Origin of the sequence: Thauera butanivorans NBRC 103042 (genome assembly GCF_001591165.1) — a bacterium.
In the GTDB taxonomy this organism is placed as follows: Bacteria; Pseudomonadota; Gammaproteobacteria; order Burkholderiales; family Rhodocyclaceae; genus Thauera; species Thauera butanivorans.
The window spans coordinates 17930-32299 of record NZ_BCUG01000060.1; the positions used below are offsets into that span (position 1 = coordinate 17930).

At 66.6% G+C, this 14370-nt stretch carries 16 protein-coding genes and 1 pseudogene; 7 read left to right on the top strand and 10 right to left on the bottom strand.

The features are described from left to right. Positions 1-2: 2 nt before the first annotated feature. From TBU01S_RS19320 to TBU01S_RS24080, 6 genes and pseudogenes are all read left to right on the top strand, one after another. Complete coding sequence (locus TBU01S_RS19320) at positions 3-971, top strand: branched-chain amino acid ABC transporter permease (RefSeq protein WP_068639133.1); 969 nt, start codon at positions 3-5, stop codon at positions 969-971. After that, a complete protein-coding gene (locus TBU01S_RS19325; protein ID WP_068639134.1) occupies positions 964-1740 on the top strand; it encodes an ABC transporter ATP-binding protein in 777 nt (258 codons plus the stop codon). Before TBU01S_RS19320 ends, TBU01S_RS19325 begins: the two co-directional genes overlap by 8 nt. Then, positions 1733-2446, top strand: coding sequence for an ABC transporter ATP-binding protein (locus tag TBU01S_RS19330; RefSeq protein WP_068639135.1), 714 nt, complete (start codon positions 1733-1735; stop codon positions 2444-2446). The genes TBU01S_RS19325 and TBU01S_RS19330 overlap by 8 nt, the downstream gene beginning before the upstream one ends. 31 nt (positions 2447-2477) lie before the next feature. Beyond that, positions 2478-3050 carry a hemerythrin domain-containing protein gene (locus tag TBU01S_RS19335; protein WP_068639136.1) on the top strand — a complete coding sequence of 191 codons (573 nt, stop codon included), beginning with the start codon at positions 2478-2480 and terminating at the stop codon, positions 3048-3050. Between the two features lie 41 nt (positions 3051-3091). Beyond that, positions 3092-3541, top strand: coding sequence for a bacteriohemerythrin (locus tag TBU01S_RS19340; RefSeq protein ID WP_068639137.1), 450 nt, complete (start codon positions 3092-3094; stop codon positions 3539-3541). After that, positions 3538-3660 (top strand): annotated as a pseudogene (locus tag TBU01S_RS24080) (nitronate monooxygenase); the annotation flags it as partial. The gene TBU01S_RS19340 and the pseudogene TBU01S_RS24080, both read left to right, overlap by 4 nt. A 177-nt stretch (positions 3661-3837) precedes the next feature. Here the strand turns inward: TBU01S_RS24080 and pyk are convergent. The 6 genes from pyk to gcl form a co-directional block, all read right to left on the bottom strand. Continuing rightward, on the bottom strand, positions 3838-5256 hold the full coding sequence (pyk, locus tag TBU01S_RS19345; RefSeq protein WP_068639138.1) for a pyruvate kinase: 1419 nt from the start codon (positions 5254-5256) through the stop codon (positions 3838-3840). Beyond that, positions 5253-5669, bottom strand: coding sequence for a GlcG/HbpS family heme-binding protein (locus TBU01S_RS19350; protein WP_068639139.1), 417 nt, complete (start codon positions 5667-5669; stop codon positions 5253-5255). Before TBU01S_RS19350 ends, pyk begins: the two co-directional genes overlap by 4 nt. A 2-nt stretch (positions 5670-5671) precedes the next feature. After that, the gene (locus TBU01S_RS19355) at positions 5672-6094 is read right to left on the bottom strand and encodes a DUF3830 family protein (RefSeq protein ID WP_068639140.1); all 423 of its coding nucleotides are present in this window, start codon (positions 6092-6094) and stop codon (positions 5672-5674) included. A gap of 124 nt (positions 6095-6218) precedes the next feature. Continuing rightward, positions 6219-7103, bottom strand: a complete 885-nt coding sequence (locus TBU01S_RS19360) for a 2-hydroxy-3-oxopropionate reductase (RefSeq protein WP_068639141.1) — start codon at positions 7101-7103, stop codon at positions 6219-6221. Between the two features lie 43 nt (positions 7104-7146). Next, positions 7147-7926 (bottom strand): hydroxypyruvate isomerase, encoded by a 780-nt coding sequence (gene hyi, locus TBU01S_RS19365; protein ID WP_068639142.1) that lies wholly within the window; start codon positions 7924-7926, stop codon positions 7147-7149. 109 nt (positions 7927-8035) lie between these two features. Beyond that, on the bottom strand, positions 8036-9811 hold the full coding sequence (gene gcl, locus TBU01S_RS19370; RefSeq protein ID WP_068639143.1) for a glyoxylate carboligase: 1776 nt from the start codon (positions 9809-9811) through the stop codon (positions 8036-8038). 115 nt (positions 9812-9926) lie between these two features. Here gcl and TBU01S_RS19375 point away from each other — a divergent pair, with 115 nt between their 5' ends. Further along, positions 9927-10847, top strand: a complete 921-nt coding sequence (locus tag TBU01S_RS19375) for a LysR family transcriptional regulator (RefSeq protein ID WP_068639144.1) — start codon at positions 9927-9929, stop codon at positions 10845-10847. 167 nt (positions 10848-11014) lie between these two features. Here the strand turns inward: TBU01S_RS19375 and TBU01S_RS19380 are convergent, their stop codons facing one another. From TBU01S_RS19380 to TBU01S_RS23290, 4 genes are all read right to left on the bottom strand, one after another. Then, positions 11015-12514, bottom strand: coding sequence for a nucleobase:cation symporter-2 family protein (locus tag TBU01S_RS19380; protein WP_068639145.1), 1500 nt, complete (start codon positions 12512-12514; stop codon positions 11015-11017). 425 nt (positions 12515-12939) lie between these two features. After that, the gene (locus tag TBU01S_RS19385; RefSeq protein ID WP_068639146.1) at positions 12940-13455 is read right to left on the bottom strand and encodes an AmiS/UreI family transporter; all 516 of its coding nucleotides are present in this window, start codon (positions 13453-13455) and stop codon (positions 12940-12942) included. Positions 13456-13528: 73 nt separating this feature from the next. Next, positions 13529-14059 carry an ureidoglycolate lyase gene (locus TBU01S_RS19390; RefSeq protein ID WP_068639151.1) on the bottom strand — a complete coding sequence of 177 codons (531 nt, stop codon included), beginning with the start codon at positions 14057-14059 and terminating at the stop codon, positions 13529-13531. 215 nt (positions 14060-14274) lie between these two features. Further along, positions 14275-14370 (bottom strand): hypothetical protein (locus TBU01S_RS23290; protein ID WP_157659213.1); only part of this gene is annotated, 96 nt, incomplete at its 5' end.

Here is a 14370-nt window from a genome sequence, read left to right on the forward strand (position 1 = left end):
CCATGAACGCACACGCTTCCCTGCTTCCCAAGCTGATCGCCGTCGCGATCATCGCCTGCGTGCCGCTGTCGGGCGAATCCTTCTACATCGAGATCGTCGGCAAGGTGCTGGTGATGGCGATCTTCGCCATGAGCCTGGACCTGCTGGTGGGTTTCACCGGCCTGGTCAGCTTCGGCCATGCGGCCTACTTCGGCATCGCGGCCTACGCGGTCGCACTGCTGAGCCCGCAGTACGATGCCGCCAGCCTGTGGGTCGTGCTGCCGGCAGCGGTCGCGCTGTCGGCGCTGGCGGCCTTCGTGATCGGCCTCTTCGTGCTGCGCACCAAGGGCATCTACTTCATCATGGTGACGCTGGCCTTTGCCCAGATGGCCTACTTCATCTTCCACGACACGCCGTTGGGCGGCGGCTCGGACGGCATGTACCTCAACAACAAGCCGTCGGCCGCGATCTTCGGCTGGGAGCCCTTCGAGCTGACGAACGAGGTGCACCTGTTCTATTTCATCCTGGCGATGATGGTGCTGGTGTACCTCTTCCTGGCGCGGCTGCTGCAGTCGCCTTTCGGCCGCGTGCTGGTGGGCATCAAGAGCAACGAGCACCGCATGCAGTCGCTCGGCTACTTCACCTTCCGCTACAAGCTCGGCGCCTTCACGCTGGCCGGCGCGCTCGGCGGGCTGGCGGGCTTCCTGTACGCCGTCCTGTTCGGCTTCGTCACGCCGGAGCTGCTGTCCTGGCACGAGTCGGGCAACGTGCTGCTGATGGTCATCCTGGGCGGCATGGGCAACCTTGCCGGCGCGGTGGCCGGCGCCTTCGCCTTCGAGGCGATGCGCGAGATCTTCGCCGACATCACCAAGTACTGGCAGCTGCTGATGGGCAGCGTGATCGTCGCCGTGGTGCTGTTCCTGCCGGGCGGCCTGGCAGGGGTTCCGGGCCGCATCAAGCGCGCCCTGCAAGGGGGGAGGCCAAATGAGTGAAAGGACGAAGCAGGAAGTGCTGCTGCAGGCCGACGGGCTGACCCGCCGCTTCGGCGGCCTGGTGGCCAACCAGGACATCAGCGTGACGCTGGCACGCGGCATGATCCATGTGCTGCTGGGGCCCAACGGCGCCGGCAAGTCGACCTGCATCAACATGCTGTCGGGCGACCTGCCGCCCAGCGAGGGCAGGATTCATTTCATGGGCCAGGACATCACCCGGCTCAGTGCCGCGCAGCGTTCGCAGGTCGGCATCGGCCGCAGCTACCAGCGCACCAACATCTTCCCGCAGTTCTCGGTGCTCGAGAACGTGCGCCTGGCCGCGCAGTCGCGCCGCCAGCAGCCGTGGCGCATCTTCAGCAAGGCGATGGAGGCGGCGTGGGCGCTGGAGAAGGCGCGCGCCTGCATCGAGGAAGCCGGCCTGGGCAGGCGCGTGGATTGGGTGTCGGGCGTGCTCAGCCACGGCGAACAGCGCCAGCTCGAGATCGCCATGGTGCTCGCCACCGACGCGCAGGTGCTGCTGCTCGACGAGCCGCTGGCCGGCATGGGCTCGGAAGAGTCGGCGAGCATGGTCGAGGTGCTCAAGCGCCTGCGCCGCACGCGCGGCATCCTGCTCGTCGAGCACGACATGGATGCGGTGTTCGCGGTCGCGGACATGATCACGGTGATGGTCAATGGCCAGTTGCTGGAGTGCGGCCCCCCCGCGCAGATCAAGGCCAGCGTGGCCGTCCAGCAGGCCTACCTGGGTACGGAGGACAGTTTCCATGTCTAACATGCTGCTCGAAGCCAAGGAAATCCACACCTACTACGGCGCCAGCCACATCCTGCACGGCATCGACTTCAACATCCGCGAGGGCGAGGGCATCGCCCTGATGGGCCGCAACGGCATGGGCAAGTCGACGCTGATCAAGAGCATGCTCGGCCTGGTGCGCCCGCGCCACGGCCGCGTGCTGGTGCGCGGCGACGACCGCAGCAGGGCGCGCACCTGGCAGATCGCCCAGCAAGGCATTGCTTACGTGCCCGAGGGGCGCGGCATCTTCAAGAGCCTGAGCGTGCGCGAAAACCTGCTGATGTCGGCCCGTGCCGGTGTCGACGGCCGCCGCGAATGGACTTTCGACCGCGTCATGGAGACTTTCCCGCGCCTGGGCGAACGCATCGGCAACGGCGGCTGGCAGCTGTCGGGCGGCGAGCAGCAGATGCTCACCATCGGCCGCGCGCTGATGACCAACCCCGACCTGCTGATCCTGGACGAGGCCACCGAAGGCCTGGCGCCGCTGATCGCGATGGAGATCTGGCGCATCGTCAAGGAAATCCGCAAGACCGGCATCGCCACCGTGATCGTGGACAAGAACCACGGCGCCGTCACCAGCATCTGCGACCGCGCGATGATCCTGGTGAAAGGGCAGGTGGTGTTCGACGGCAGCAGCGACGAGACCCGCGCGCAGCCGGAATTGATCCAGACCCACCTCGGCGTCTGAGCCCCGCGCCGCATTCGCAAGGAACCCGACCATGAGCTACGAATCACTCGACATCATCCACGATGAGCACCGCGCGCTGGCGGCGATGCTGAGCGGCCTGGGCACGCTCGTCGCCGGCATCGAGGCCGGGCGGCTGCAGCCCGACTTCAACCTGATGGCGTCCATGATCGACTACATCGAAAAAGTGCCCGAGAAGGTCCATCACCCGAAGGAAGATGCCTTTCTGTTTGCCAAGCTGCGCCTGCGCAGCAAAGAGGCGCTGCCGATCATCGAGCATCTGGAAGAAGAGCATCGCCAGGGCGATGAGCGAATCGCCGCCCTGCGCACCGCACTTGAAACCTATCGCCAAAACGGTATTGCCGGCCTGGCGGGCTTCCAGGCGGCACTCAAGACGTATACGGCACATGAATGGCAACACATGAACATGGAAGAGCGCATGATCTTTCCGCTCGCCAAAGCCCATTTGAGCGCCGAGGACTGGGCCGAGATCGATGCCGCCTTTCTGGCCAACGACAACCCGTGGCAGGGGGCGGCGGGCGAGTATGCGGCGCTGTTCTCCCGAATCGTGAACATCGCCCCCGCGCCGGTCGGGCTGGGAGGCTGAGAACCGGGTCATGCGTGTTCGGAATTTTTTGGAGATGGACCATGCTTGAAGAGCAGGCGGGCTTTGGCTGGGAGGATCGGTATCTGCTCGGCCATGCGGCGATGGATGCCACGCACCGTGAATTCGTCGAGTTGGTCGATGCATTGCTCCAGGCGCCCAATGCGACGCTGGGGCAGGCTCTGGCGGCATTTGCCGATCATGCCGCGGCCCACTTCGGAGAGGAGGATGGCTGGATGAAGGACAGCGGTTTTCCTGCTGCCGACTGTCATGTCGGCGAGCATGCCAAAGTGCTGGAGTCGGTGCGTGAAGTTCAGCAGGCGCTCGCCGGCGGGAACACTGAAATCGTTCGCGAGCTGGCTCATGCCCTCATGGACTGGTTTCCCGGTCATGCCGATTACATGGATTCGGCCCTGGCAGCCTGGATGGTGAAGCGCTCGCATGGCGGTTCGCCCTTGGTGTTCCGTCGAGGCTCTCGTAAGCCGGGCCCATGAATCCCCTCCTGCAGCGCCTCGGCATCGACCTGCCCATCATCCAGGGCCCGATGGCGGGCGCCGACACGCCTCGATTGGCCGCCGCAGTCTCGCAGGCGGGCGGGCTCGGCATGCTGGGCTGCGGTATGCACCACCTTGTCGCGCTGACGGGGCGGCCCGGCAGGCACGCAGATGGCTGGAGCTGCCGTTCTGGAAGCAGGGCGGCCGGAGGCGGCAGCAGAGCCTGGATGGCAAACGGACGTACGCCCCACCCGCTGCTTGCTCGCGCGGCAGCGGCGGGTGGGGCGGGCGCTTCGTCAGCGCGGAATACGCGCCACGTGCAGCAGGTTGGTGGTGCCGCTGCGGCCGAAGGGTATGCCGCCGATGATGACGACGTCGTCGCCCGGCTTGGCGAAGCCGTGGCTGACGGCAGCGTTCGCAGCGTGCTCGACCATCTCGGTGACGTCGTTCACTTGCTCGAACGGCACCGCATGTACGCCCCAGGCCAGCGCCAGCCGGCGCGCGGTCGCCTGCTGCGGCGTCAGCGCGAGGATGGGCGCCACCGGGCGTTCGCGGCTGGCACGCAGGGCGCTGAAGCCCGAGGTGGTGTAGGCCACGGTGACGGCGGCGCCGAGCAGGCCGGTGACGCGGCGCAGCGCGCAGCAGATCGCATCCGGCGTGTTGGCTTCGGCCGCGGTGTGGCTGGCTTCCAGGCCGGCGCGCCAGGCGGGGTCGCGCTCAACCTCGCAGATGATGCGGTGCATGATCCCGACCGCTTCGACCGGGTACTGGCCGGAGGCCGATTCGGCCGACAGCATCACCGCGTCGGCGCCGTCGTAGATCGCGGTGGCGACGTCCGAGGCTTCGGCGCGCGTCGGCACCGGCGAGGTGATCATCGATTCGAGCATCTGCGTGGCGACCACCACCGGCTTGCCGGCGGCGCGCGAGGCGCGCACGATGCGCCGCTGCAGCACAGGCACCTGCTGCGGCGGCAGTTCGACGCCGAGGTCGCCGCGCGCCACCATGATGCCGTCGGCCAGCGCGACGATGGGTTCGAGCTGGTCGATGGCTGCGGGCTTTTCCAGCTTGGCCATGATCCAGGCGCGGTCGCCGATGATCTCGCGCGCTTCGCGCAGGTCTTCGGCGCGCTGCACGAAGGACAGCGCCACCCAGTCGACGCCCAGCGACAGGCCGAAGGCGAGGTCGGCGTGGTCCTTGGCGGTCAGCGGCGAGATCGGCAGCACCACGCCGGGCACGTTGACGCCCTTGCGGTCCGACAGCACGCCGCCGACCAGCACCGTGGTCTCGGCGAAATCGGCACCGAAGGCATCGACGCGCAGGCGCAGCTTGCCGTCATCGAGCAGTAGCTCGGTGCCGGCTTCGAGCGCGGCGAAGATTTCGGGATGGGGCAGGTTGGCACGATTGACGTCACCGGCGGCGGGGTCGAGGTCGAGGCGGAAGGGCGCCCCGGCGGCGAGCGTCACCTTGCCTTCGGCAAAGCGGCCGACGCGCAGCTTGGGGCCTTGCAGGTCCATCAGCACGCCGATCGGGCGGCCGATTTCCTGCTCGACTTCGCGGATCGTCCGCAGACGTTCGGCGTGGTCCTCATGGCTGCCGTGGCTGAAGTTGAGGCGGAAGACGTCGGCGCCGGCCTCGGCCAGCGCGCGGATCTGCTCCCGGCTGGAGCTGGCGGGGCCGAGGGTGGCGAGGATGCGGGCGCTGCGTTCGCGTTTCATGCCGGATTCTCCTGTGTGATGAGCGCAGCGACGCCCGCGCGGGCGACCTGCGCGTCTTCGCCGGCCTTGACGCCGGACACGCCGACGGCGCCGATGATGTTGCCGTCGACGACGATCGGCTCGCCGCCTTCGAGCGGCACCACCGGCATCGCCAGCGCGGCGAAGCGGCCGTTGTTGACCATGTCCTCGAAGACCTTGCTCGGCTTGCCGCTCAGCACGCAGGTGCGCGCCTTCTCGGGGGCGACGGCGGCGCTCATCAGCGGCGCGCCGTCCATGCGCTGCAGCCACAGGGCATGGCCGCCGGCATCGCAGATCGCGATGCTGACCGCCCAGCCCTTGTCGCGTGCCTCGGTTTCCGCTGCGGCGGCGATGCGCCTGGCGTCTTCCAGGCTCAGCATGTATGTGGGCTTCATGATCAGCGCTCTCCGATGTCGGTGAAACGGATCCACTGCGCGCCCTTCCACAGCACGGTACGGCCCATTTCGTAAAGTTGATCGCCGCCTTCGACCACGGTCAGGAAGTGGTTGCCGGCGAGTTGTCCCATCTTGCTGGCGAAGCAGCTGCTGCCATAGGTGAACAGGATCTCCGTCTCGGAGAAGCCGCCCGGATACAGCAGGATGTCGCCGCGCGAGGGATGGCTGGTGTGGTTCTCGAAGCCGACGCCGGTGTCGAATTCACCCAGCGGCACCCAGACGGCCTCGCCGCTCCAGCGCGAGTGGATGACCTGGTTCGAGAAAGGCAGCAGTTCGAGGAAGGCGGCGCAGGTCTTGGGCGCAGCGGCTTCTTCCATGCGGGCGACGAAGCGGAATGATCCGACTTCGATGGCGAGATGGCGCATCGTGATGATCTCCTTCGATGGGTGGGCGACGGACGGTCGAGGGGAGGGAGAAGGTCCGTCGCCCGGGTGCCGGTCGATGCCGGCACTTCATTATTGTCGGGGGGGCTGGCCGGTAGGCCGGCCGTCATTGTCCAATTTCGAAATTGGCCATCTTCTCCAGCGCGCGAACCATCGCCGAGTGGTCCCAGGCCTTGCCGCCGTGCGCGGCGCAGGCGTTGAACAGTTCCTGCGCCGTGGCGGTGTTGGGCAGCGACACGCCGAGCTGGCGGGCGGTGGTCAGCGCCAGGTTCAGGTCCTTCTGGTGCAGTTCGATGCGGAAGCCGGGATCGAAAGTGCGCTTGACCATGCGCTCGCCATGCACTTCGAGGATGCGCGAGTTGGCGAAACCGCCCATCAGCGCCTGGCGCACCTTGGCGGGGTCGGCGCCGGCCTTGGCGGCCAGCAGCAGCGCTTCGCCGACGGCTTCGATGTTCAGCGCGACGATGATCTGGTTGGCGACCTTGGTGATCTGGCCATCGCCGTTGCCGCCGACCAGGGTGATGTTCTTGCCCATCAGCTCGAAGATCGGCTTCACGTTGTTGAAGGCCGTTTCGCTGCCGCCGACCATGATGGTCAGGCTGGCGGCCTTGGCGCCGACCTCGCCGCCCGACACCGGCGCATCGAGGTATTCGCAGCCGAGCGCGTTGATGCGCTTGGCGAACTCCTTGGTCGCGACCGGCGAGATCGAGCTCATGTCGACCACGATCTTGCCTGCGGACAGGCCGGCGGCGACGCCTTCGGGATTGAACAGCGCGTCTTCGACGTGCGGCGTGTCGGGCACCATCGTGATGATGATGTCGGCATTGCGTGCGACTTCGGCGCCGCTGGCGCACTGCTTCGCGCCCGCATCGATCAAGGCCTTGGGCATCTCGCCGTGGGTGAAGGTGTACACGGTGTAGCCGCCGTTGATGAGATGGCCCGCCATGGGGGCGCCCATGATGCCGAGTCCGATGAAGCCGATGTTTGCCATGATGAGGTCTCCTTGAATTCGTCGTGGTGGTGAGATGTCGGGGTCAGCCTGCGAGTGCCTGCACCCAGCCCAGGCCCTCGCGGGTGCCGGCCGCCGGCTTGTATTCGCAGCCGATCCAGCCGTCGTAGCCGAGGCCGTCGATGAAGCGGAACAGCCAGGCGTAGTTGATCTCGCCCGTGCCCGGCTCGTTGCGGCCGGGGTTGTCGGCGATCTGCATGTGGGCGATGCGCGGCAGGTGCTTGGCGATGGTGTTGGCCAGTTCGCCCTCCATGCGCTGCATGTGGTAGATGTCGTGCTGCAGGAAGAGGTTGTCCGAGCCCACTTCGTCGATCAGCGCGATCGCCTGCGCGGTGCCATTCACGTGGAAGCCGGGGATGTCGAACGTGTTGATCGGCTCGACCAGCAGGCGGATGCCGGCTTCGCCGAGCTTGCCGGCGGCGAAGCGCAGGTTGGCGACCAGGGTCTCGTGCACCTTGCCGGCATCGGCACCGGCCGGCGTGATGCCGGCCAGGCAGTTGATCTGCCTGCAGCCGAGCGTGGTGGCGTACTCGATCGCACGGCCGACGCCGTCCTGGAACTCGCCGACGCGGTCCGGATGGCAGGCGATGCCGCGCTCGCCGCCTTCCCAGTTCCCGGCCGGCAGGTTGTGCAGCACCTGCGTGAGGCCGTGCTTCTGCAACTGCTCGGCCAGCGCTTCCTTGTCGAAAGCGTAGGGGAAGAGGTATTCCACGCCCTTGAAGCCGGCCTGGGCGGCGGCCTCGAAGCGCTCGAGGAACGGGACCTCGTTGAACAGCATGGTCAGGTTGGCGGCGAATCTTGGCATCGTCGTGTTCTCCTATTGTCGGTCGTGGGGCTTGCTTTACCCCTTCCGTCTGCGCGTGCGCCCTCCGAAGGGGGCGCATGGCCGTCCGGGGACGGCCCGGCGGGCTTGCTCAGTCGAGCATCGAAATGGCGGTCGGGGCGTCCTCGCCGCGCTCGGCCAGTTCCTCGAACTCGTTGATGGCGTTGATCTCGGTGCCCATCGAGATGTTGGTCACCCGCTCGAGGATGATCTCGACCACCACCGGCACGCGGAACTCCTTGATCCATTGCTGCGCCTGGGCGAAGGCGGGGCCGACGTCCTCCGGCTTGCGCACGCGGATCGCCTTGCAGCCCAGGCCCTCGACCACGGCGACGTGATCGACGCCATAGCCTTCGGTCTCCGGCGCGTTGATGTTGTCGAAGGCGAGCTGCACGCAGTAGTCCATGTCGAAGCCGCGCTGCGACTGGCGGATCAGGCCGAGGTAGGCATTGTTGACCAGCACGTGGATGTAGGGGAGCTTGAACTGCGCGCCCACCGCCAGTTCCTCGATCATGAACTGGAAGTCGTAGTCGCCCGAGATCGCCACCACCTTGCGCTGCGGATCGGCGGCGCAGACGCCCAGCGCGGCAGGGATGGTCCAGCCCAGCGGGCCGGCCTGGCCGCAGTTGATCCAGTGGCGCGGCTTGTACACATGCAGGAACTGCGCGGCGGCGATCTGCGACAGGCCGATCGTGCTGACGTAGCAGGTGTCCTTGCCGAAGGCCAGGTTCATTTCCTCGTACACGCGCTGCGGCTTCATCGGCACGTTGTCGAAGTGCGTCTTGCGCTGCAGCGTGCGCTTGCGTTCCTGGCAGTCGGCGACCCAGGCGCTGCGGTCGCGCAGCGTGCCGGCGGCCTTCATCTCGCGCGCCACTTCCAGCAGGCGGTCGAGCGCCGCGCCGGCGTCGGAGACGATGCCGTAGTCGGGGCCGAAGACGCGGCCGATCTGGGTCGGCTCGATGTCGATATGCACGAACTTGCGGCCTTCGGTATAGACCTCGACCGAGCCGGTGTGGCGGTTGGCCCAGCGGTTGCCGATGCCGATGACGAAATCGGAGGCCAGCATGGTGGCGTTGCCGTAGCGGTGCGCGGTCTGCAGGCCGACCATGCCCGCCATCAGCGGATGGTCGTCGGGCACGCTGCCCCAGCCCATCAGCGTCGGGATCACCGGCACGCCGGTGAGTTCGGCGAACTCCTGCAGGCGGGCGGCGGCATCGGCGTTATGCACGCCACCACCGGCGACGATCAGCGGGCGCTCGGCGGCGTTGAGCATTTCCATCGCCTTCTCGGCCTGGGCGCGGGTGGCGGCGGGCTTGTACGCCGGCAGCGGCTCGTAGGTGTCGATGTCGAACTCGATCTCGGCCATCTGCACGTCGAAGGGCAGGTCGATCAGCACCGGGCCGGGACGGCCGGAGCGCATGATGTGGAAAGCCTGCTGGAACACGCGCGGCACCAGCGCCGGCTCGCGCACCGTCACCGCCCACTTGGTCACCGGCTTGGCGATCGACTCGATGTCCACCGCCTGGAAGTCTTCCTTGTACAGCCGGGCGCGCGGCGCCTGGCCGGTGATGCACAGGATAGGGATCGAATCGGCCGAGGCCGAGTACAGGCCGGTGATCATGTCGGTGCCTGCGGGGCCCGAGGTACCGATGCAGACGCCGATGTTGCCGGCGTTGGCACGGGTGTAGCCTTCGGCCATGTGCGAGGCGCCTTCGACGTGGCGGCCGAGGACGTGGTTGAAACCGCCGTTCTTCTTCATTGCCGAGTACAGCGGGTTGATCGCGGCGCCGGGGACGCCGAACACGGTACTCACGCCTTCCTTGCGCATCACCGCGGCTGCGGCATCGACTGCTCTCATGCGGGCCATTTCTGTCTCCTTTGGGGATGGTGGATGATTCCGATGGGTGCAGGATAAGCATCCTGCAAGGAATACTGAATGGGCGTATAAATCGTTTCTGTCGATACTCCAGGTATTGAATGAAATGGACCGCCATACCGAAATCCGCAGCTTCGCGCTGGTTGCCGAAAAAGGCAGCTTCGCTGCCGCCGCCCTAGTCGAGGGCGTCACCCCGGTCATCATGGGCCGCCGCCTCGACGGCCTGGAAAAGCGCCTCGGCGTGAAGCTGATGCACCGCTCCACCCGCGGCCTGACGTTGACCGACCTGGGCGAGCAGTTTCTCGAAGGATGCCGGCAGCTGCTGCGCGAATTCGACGAGATCGAGCACGGCATCAGCGCCGGGCGCAAGGTGGTGCGCGGACATCTGGTGGTGTCGGCGCCCGCCGCTTTCGGGCGGCGGCACGTGGCGCCGCATGCGCTGGGTTTCCGTGCCCTGCATCCGGAGTTGAAGTTGTCCTTCAACTTTACCGACAGCGTGGTCGACCTGGTGCGCGAGGGCTACGACATGGCGATCCGCATCGGCGAAGTCACCGACCCGAACTACGTGGCGCTGCGGCTGTTTCCGAACCGGCGCGTGGTGTGCGGCACGCCGGACTACTTCGAGCGCCACGGCGTGCCGCGCCAGCCGGAAGACCTCGTGCGCCACAACTGCCTCGCCTTCAACCTCGCCGGGGGCCAGCAGCGCGGCTGGAGCTTCGTGCGCGACGGCAAGCTGTTCGCCGTCCGCGTCGAAGGCGATCTGGCCTGCAACGACGGCGAACTGCTGTTCGACTGGGTGAAGCAGGGCCTGGGCGTGGGCTGGCGCTCGACCTGGGAGATCCAGGCCGAACTGCGGCGCGGCGAACTGGTGACGGTGCTGGACGATTTCGCCGCGCCGAGCTACGACATCCAGGCGGTGTATCCGCAGCAGCGCTACCTGCCGGCCAAGGTGAGGCACTTCATCGACTACCTGAAGGCGGTCTACAACCAGCCGGGATACTGGGAAGGCGGGGAGGGGAAAGCGTAGGCGCAGCGGCGGGCGTGACCCGGGCCGGCGGCAGGCGGCGCATCCGCAGTCCGGTGAGAAGGGGCGGCGAGAGGGGGGCGGCGATGCCGTTGGCGGCGGCCGCAAACGGAACAGGCCACCGCATGCTGCGCGGTGGCCTGCCGTGTTTCATTGCCGGTCCGGGTGGATCAGTGCGCTTCCGCCGCCTTCGCCGCTTCGATCGCACCGGCGGTGTCGTCGCGGCCGCCGTTGAAGAACATGTTCAGCAGCACCGCCGAGATCGCGGTCAGCAGGATGCCCGATTCCAGCAGCGGGTGCAGGCTGTGGGCCATGTGCTGGGTCCAGCGCGGGGCCACCAGCGGCACCAGGCCGAAACCGATCGACAGGGCGACGATGTACAGGTTGTTGCGGTTGCTCTTGAAATCGACGCTGGTCAGGATGCGGATGCCGGTGGCCGCGACCATGCCGAACATCACCAGGCCGGCGCCGCCGAGCACGAAGGTCGGTACCGACTCCACCAGCGCGGCCATCTTGGGCAGCATGCCGAGCACGATCATGATCAAGCCCGCCGCCACGCAGACCCAGCGGCTCTTGACGCCGGTCACGCCCACCAGGCCCACGTTCTGCGAGAAGCTGGTGTAGGGGAAGGTGTTGAACACGCCGCCGATCACCGTGCCCAGGCCGTCGGTGCGCAGGCCGGCCGCCAGTTCGGTGCGGGAGATGGGCTTGTCGGTGATGTCGCTCAGCGCCAGGAACATGCCCACCGATTCGATCATCACCACGATCATCACCAGCGTCATGGTCAGCACCATCACCGGGTCGAAGGTGGGCATGCCGAAGGCGAACGGGGTGACGATGGCGAACCAGTCGGCCTTGGCGACCATGTCGAAGTGCATCTTGCCCATGATCACCGCCACGATGCAGCCGATGACGATGCCCAGCAGCACCGCGATGTTGGCGATGAAGCCGCGGCCGTAGCGCACCATCAGCAGGATCACCACCAGCACGAAGCCCGCGACCGCCATGGTGTCGAGCGCACCGTAGCCGGGGTTGTCGGCCATCGGGATCGGTCCCGGCAGCCGGGTCAGCTCGGAGCCGGTTGCCGCGGCCGTCTCCTTGGCGCCATCGACCATCTGCACCAGTTGCGGAACATCGACGGTTTGCGCCAGGTGGGCAGGACCGCCCAGCGCCCAGCCCACGCCCACCCGCATCAGGCTGATGCCGATGATGGCGATGATGGTGCCGGTGACGACCGGCGGGAAAAAGCGCAGCAGGCGGCTCATGAAGGGGGCGATCAGGGTCGCGACGATGCCGGCGCCGATGATCGCGCCGAAGATCGCCCGGGCGCCTTCCGGCCCGCCCTGGACGTTGGCCATTGCCACCATCGGGCCGACGGCGGCGAATGTGACGCCCATCATCACCGGCAGCTTGATGCCGAAGTACTTGGTGAGGCCGAGCGACTGGATCAGCGTCACCAGGCCGCAACAGAACAGATCCGCCGAAATCAGCATGGCGACCTGCTGTGGATCGAGGCCCAGCGCGCGGCCCACGATCAGCGGCACCGCCACCGCGCCGGCATACATCACCAGCACGTGCTGCATGCCCAAGGTGGCGAGACGCCCGCTCGGCAGCTTCTCGTCTACCGGATGGACCCGCTGCGCGTCGATTTTCGATGTCTGGTCTGACATGTCGTACCCCTTTCTCTGTTTGTTTGTCTCTTCGCCGCCGGAGCGGGCCTTGCCGGTGGAGCGTCAATGCAATGTCCGTGCCGCTTTTTTGTCATCCGGGCGGTCACCGGTATCGATCGACTGGCTGTGCTTGTCCGACAGTGCTGCTTTCCGTTGTGCCGGGTACTCGCCCATCTCCGTGCTTGCCTGTCGTGGCACGCCTCGCCGGTCGGTGGCCGTGCCGTGCTGCATTGATGTGGGGCAGTCTAGGGATTCGCTGGGGCGTGTAGTGCGTGTCCCGTTAATAAGTGGAATATAAAAATTTATATTTTTGCAATGCACAATCCAACTGCACCCAAGCTTCGAGCGCAGCTCCGAATGCGTGAAGGCCGTGCGTCCTGGCGGACGGCACGGCCTTCGCGGGCGATGCGGGAGAGGGGGAAAACCTAGCGGAGCACGCCGGTCAGCAGCAGGTAGCCCGGCAGCCAGCCGGTGAAGATGCCCTGGCCGATCGCCATGCCGGCAGTCAGCCGGACGATCGGTTTGTGCAGCGCCAGCATCAGGAAGAACAGCAGCCACAATACCGACCATGCCGCCCACGAGGCGCCGAGCCACCAGTCCCCGATGCTGGACGCGGTACTCAGGGTATCGACCGCGACCGGCACCGCAGTGATCGCCACGAACAGGCTGAACCATCCCAGGCCGCGCCCGTCGGCATCGGTCAGGCGGTTGAAGGCGACCCACAGATAGGTGAAGGAGAACAGCAGCGACAGGGCCGCCGCCTTGACCGACGTGCGGTCAGCCCCCTCGCCGAAGGCGAGCTTCAGCGATACCAGCAGGGTCAGTCCGCCGGCGAACAGGTTGATGATCGAAATCTCGCGGTCGCTGATCCGCCCGAGCATCCATAGTCCGTTCAGGATCAGCACCGCACCGACGTAGAACAGCGACAAGCCGAGCAACATTGAGCACTCCTAGAATGGGTTCCGGGCGGCGCGGAGTGTAGGGGGGCGCCGCGCCGGGAACTGCGGCGGGTGTTTATGGTGCGTATCGGGAATGGGATATGGGCGGGATGATGCCGTGGCGTTCGAGCTGTATTTCGTCGCAGTTGTGTCCGGTTCCCTTGCGATCGATGACGATGAAGTCGCAGACGCCGTCGAGCGCGAGCAGGGGGTGGTGCCATACGCCGGTGGCGTAATTGACGCCCTGGTCGGCGCGGGCGAGGAAGACCTTCAGGTCCTGGACGGCAGGGGGTTCTCCAGCCGGCGCGACGACGACGAGGTAGGGCCTGCCGGACATCGGGATGAAGGCCTGGGAAGCGAGCGGATGGCGCTCCATCATCTGCACGCAGAAGGGCAGGCTGCGGGGCTGGCCGCGGAAGATGGAGACGATGACGCGGCCGTCGGGTCCGGGCTCGATGTTGGCCAGATCGTGGTAGCGCTCGGTATTGCCGGCGTTGATGGTGAAATGCTGGACGGCGTCACAGGCCTCGATGAGCTCGCCGAAAGGGGCGAAAGCCTCGCGGGTCAGCGGCTGGACCTGCAGGGTGAAGGCGTTGTGTTCGGACATGGGCGTCTCGTGCGGAAAAGGAAAGGAAGGGCCGATGCTGTTCACTCAGGAGATTTTCCTCTCGGTGTAGGAGCGGCTTCAGCCGCGAACAAGCGCCTTTCGCGGCTGAAGCCGCTCCTACGGTGAAAGATGCTCCTGCTTGAACGAACGGTATTGAAGGAAGAACGCAAAAAAACGCTGCCGCGCTCATGGAGCCAGCGCGGCAGCGTGGACGATCAGTTCTTCGCCTCGGGCTTGCCCCACAGGCGCAGTCGGGACACGCCGCCATCGGGGAAGATGTTCAAGCGCACATGGGTGATGGTCCCGAGCTT

What these genes read in the sequence shown, in the direction of transcription:
- TBU01S_RS19335 (WP_068639136.1), top strand. Translation starts at nt 2,478, where the DNA reads ATGAGCTACGAATCACTCGACATCATCCACGATGAGCACCGCGCGCTG.
- hyi (WP_068639142.1), bottom strand. Translation starts at nt 7,926, where the DNA reads ATGCCAAGATTCGCCGCCAACCTGACCATGCTGTTCAACGAGGTCCCG.
- TBU01S_RS19390 (WP_068639151.1), bottom strand. Translation starts at nt 14,059, where the DNA reads ATGTCCGAACACAACGCCTTCACCCTGCAGGTCCAGCCGCTGACCCGC.
- TBU01S_RS19360 (WP_068639141.1), bottom strand. Translation starts at nt 7,103, where the DNA reads ATGGCAAACATCGGCTTCATCGGACTCGGCATCATGGGCGCCCCCATG.
- TBU01S_RS19325 (WP_068639134.1), top strand. Translation starts at nt 964, where the DNA reads ATGAGTGAAAGGACGAAGCAGGAAGTGCTGCTGCAGGCCGACGGGCTG.
- pyk (WP_068639138.1), bottom strand. Translation starts at nt 5,256, where the DNA reads ATGAAACGCGAACGCAGCGCCCGCATCCTCGCCACCCTCGGCCCCGCC.
- TBU01S_RS19375 (WP_068639144.1), top strand. Translation starts at nt 9,927, where the DNA reads ATGGACCGCCATACCGAAATCCGCAGCTTCGCGCTGGTTGCCGAAAAA.
- TBU01S_RS19355 (WP_068639140.1), bottom strand. Translation starts at nt 6,094, where the DNA reads ATGCGCCATCTCGCCATCGAAGTCGGATCATTCCGCTTCGTCGCCCGC.
- TBU01S_RS19330 (WP_068639135.1), top strand. Translation starts at nt 1,733, where the DNA reads ATGTCTAACATGCTGCTCGAAGCCAAGGAAATCCACACCTACTACGGC.
- gcl (WP_068639143.1), bottom strand. Translation starts at nt 9,811, where the DNA reads ATGGCCCGCATGAGAGCAGTCGATGCCGCAGCCGCGGTGATGCGCAAG.
- TBU01S_RS19385 (WP_068639146.1), bottom strand. Translation starts at nt 13,455, where the DNA reads ATGTTGCTCGGCTTGTCGCTGTTCTACGTCGGTGCGGTGCTGATCCTG.
- TBU01S_RS19320 (WP_068639133.1), top strand. Translation starts at nt 3, where the DNA reads ATGAACGCACACGCTTCCCTGCTTCCCAAGCTGATCGCCGTCGCGATC.
- TBU01S_RS19350 (WP_068639139.1), bottom strand. Translation starts at nt 5,669, where the DNA reads ATGAAGCCCACATACATGCTGAGCCTGGAAGACGCCAGGCGCATCGCC.
- TBU01S_RS19340 (WP_068639137.1), top strand. Translation starts at nt 3,092, where the DNA reads ATGCTTGAAGAGCAGGCGGGCTTTGGCTGGGAGGATCGGTATCTGCTC.
- TBU01S_RS19380 (WP_068639145.1), bottom strand. Translation starts at nt 12,514, where the DNA reads ATGTCAGACCAGACATCGAAAATCGACGCGCAGCGGGTCCATCCGGTA.